Origin of the sequence: Aeromicrobium sp., assembly GCF_049587115.1 — a bacterium.
GTDB lineage: Bacteria > Actinomycetota > Actinomycetes > Propionibacteriales > Nocardioidaceae > Aeromicrobium.
Genome location: NZ_JBAVDI010000014.1, coordinates 1 through 1,659, shown reverse-complemented (window position 1 = coordinate 1,659; position 1,659 = coordinate 1). Strand labels below are relative to the sequence as shown.

Sequence of the window (1,659 nt, the reverse complement as noted above, 5' to 3'; positions counted from 1 at the left end):
TCCCGCACACCCGTTTCCCCGACGCCGCTCCCCCGGCCTCCCTCCGACATCGGAGGGGTCAGAACATGATCGTGGAGAAGGTGCCGGTCTGCTCGAAGCCGGCTCGTCGGTACGCCGCGCGGGCGGCCAGGTTGTGCTCGTTGACGTAGAGCGAGACCACCGGCGCGATGTCGCGCAGCGCGATCTGCACCACGGCCGCCATCCCGGCAGCCGCCAGTCCTCGGCCGCGGCGGTCCGGGTCGACGTAGACGCCCTGGACCTGGCAGGCGTACGGCGAGGCCGCCGCCACCTCGGCCTTGAACACCACCCGACCGTCCTCGATGCGGGCGAACGACCAGCCCTTCGAGACCAGCTGCGCCACCCGGGCCCGGTAGAGGTCCCCGCCCCCACCGACCTCCGGGGAGACACCCACCTCCTCGGTGTACATCGCCACGCACGCGGGGTAGAGCACGTCCACCTCGGCCGGCACCGTGCGCCGCACCAGCGGGTCGGGGTCGATGGTCGGCCCCCCGGCGACCTGAAGGTGCGGCTGCTCCCAGCGCACCTCCCGGGCCGGCGACCAGTGCGGCGCGAGCAGCTGCCAGAGCGGGACCACCTGGTCGGTGGGGCCGACGATCGTCGCGCACCGCCGCTGCTGCTCCACCGCCCGCTCGGCGAACGCCTCCAGCGACCGCGGGGTCGTCCGCACCGGGACGAGGTTGGCCGCGGAGTGGCAGGCGGAGACCAGGCGGCCGTCCTCGTAGTAGCCCCAGACCTCCCCGCCGAGCCAGCGCGGGTCGAGCTGGGTGAGCCGGGCGCGGTAGTCCACGAACACGTTGGCGACCGGGTCGCACGCGATCAGCTCCAACATCGCGGGGAGGTCGGAGGGGCCGAGGAGGCGCAGGCCGGGCTGCGTGCGAAGCACACTCGGAGCCTACGCGACCCCCGTCAGGCCGGCTGCTCGACGCGAGGCGCCTCCTCCGCCGCCTCCGCCGGCTCGTCCAGCATCGTGGTCTCGTCGAACGGCCGCTCCCCGGCGAGCACGGCGTCGAGCTGCTCGCGGTCGACTCCCCCGGTCCAGCTGCCGACCAGGACGGTCGCGACGGCGTTGCCGGCGAAGTTGGTCAGCGCCCGGGCCTCGGACATGAACCGGTCGATGCCGACGATCAGGCCGACCCCGTCGAGCAGCTCGGGCCGGTGCGAGGAGAGCCCGCCGGCCAGCGTGGCCAGGCCGGCTCCGGTGACACCGGCGGCGCCCTTCGACGCGATCACCATGAACACCAGCAGCGAGATCTGCTCGCCGATCTGGAGCGGCTTGCCGAGCGCCTCGGCCACGAACAGCGACGCCATCGTCAGGTAGATCGCGGTGCCGTCGAGGTTGAACGAGTACCCGGTCGGCACGACGACCCCGACCGTGGTCCGCTCGATCCCCGCGTGCTCCATCTTGGCGATCAGCCGGGGCAGCGCCGACTCCGAGGATGACGTGGACAGGATCAGCAGGAACTCGCGGCCGAGATACCTCAGCAGGCTGAAGATGTTGACGCCGGTGGCGAGCCTGAGGACGGTGCCGAGGATCGCGAAGACGAAGACCGCGCAGGTGACGTAGAAGCCGATCATGATCACGGCCAGGCTCTTCAGCGCGTCGATGCCGGTCTCGCCGACCACTGCTGCGATCGCACC

General features: G+C 72.1%; 2 protein-coding genes. Both read right to left on the bottom strand.

Annotation, left to right across the window (positions count from 1 at the left end; translation table 11 throughout):
- Positions 1–58: 58 nt before the first annotated feature.
- Positions 59–904, bottom strand: a complete 846-nt coding sequence (locus WB461_RS01310; RefSeq protein ID WP_423850920.1) for a GNAT family N-acetyltransferase — start codon at positions 902–904, stop codon at positions 59–61.
- 23 nt (positions 905–927) lie between these two features.
- On the bottom strand, positions 928–1,659 hold a 732-nt coding region (locus WB461_RS01305), incomplete at its 5' end, for a cation:dicarboxylate symporter family transporter (protein WP_423850919.1).